The 823-nt window shown below is 75.6% G+C and carries 2 protein-coding genes; one reads left to right on the top strand and one right to left on the bottom strand.

All coding sequences use genetic code 11. The features are described 5' to 3' along the window. The coding region (locus IFT36_RS16125; protein WP_374058405.1) for a hypothetical protein at positions 1 to 240 on the bottom strand (240 nt) is incomplete at its 3' end. Positions 241 to 415: 175 nt separating this feature from the next. Here IFT36_RS16125 and IFT36_RS16120 point away from each other — a divergent pair. Then, on the top strand, positions 416 to 823 hold a 408-nt coding region (locus tag IFT36_RS16120; protein ID WP_200413677.1), incomplete at its 3' end, for a hypothetical protein.

Below are 823 nucleotides of genomic sequence, written 5' to 3'. Positions count from 1 at the left end.
GGTGGCCGGGCGCCCGACACCCCGCTGCGGCGCCCCGTACCCGTCGCGCTGGGGCTGGCGGCCGCCCTGCTGCGGCTGCCCGCCCTGGCGGTCGTCGCCGGTCACCTTGTCGGAGACCTTGCGCACCACGTCACGCCAGTCGGTGGAACCGCCGGACGCGCCACCGCGGCCGGACGAAGAAGAAGAGGAGTTGCCGAGCGCACGCGCGGCGGCACCCAGGAGACGGTCGAAGTTGGCCATGCGAGCGATCATCCCGGGCCCGCATCCGAGAAGCCCCCGCAGGAGCCGAGCATCGCCCGGGAACGGCGCGTCCACCGCTGCGGGTTACGGTCGAGCCCTCCTCCGGGTTACATTCGCAGGGGACGTCCGCGCGGGCCCGACCCGCGACGCGCGCTCCATCCTCAGGAGGTGTCGCATGGGCAAGGCAGCAGTCACGGGCTGGGTCGCCCTCGCGATGCTGGTCTCGGGCGCGGCGCTCGTCCTCGCCGCCACCTTCCGCCTGGCCACGGTCGGGCTCTTCGCCGGCGGTTTCCTGCCCATCGGCGACCTCGACTTCGTCACCATCGCGATCTGGCTGCTCGGTGCCGCCCTCGTCGTCGGCGGCGTGGCCCTCGCCCTCGTCGGGCTGACCGACCGGGTGCTCGGTGCCCTGCCGCGCGACGAGCCGGAGCACCCTCTCGAGCACGAGGCCGTCCGCGAGACGACGCCGGCCCCCGTCCGACCGACCACCCAGGAGGCGCGGGTCCTGTCCGCAGGACGGCCGACGGCCGCCCCCGTGGTCGCGTCCGCCGCCGTGGTCGCGTCCGCCCCCGTCCTCGCCGCC

Source organism: Frigoribacterium sp. CFBP 13605 (assembly GCF_014839405.1).
Lineage (GTDB): Bacteria > Actinomycetota > Actinomycetes > Actinomycetales > Microbacteriaceae > Frigoribacterium.
Note: the sequence above shows the minus strand (reverse complement) of the source record. Positions and strands in the feature narration are given on the sequence as shown.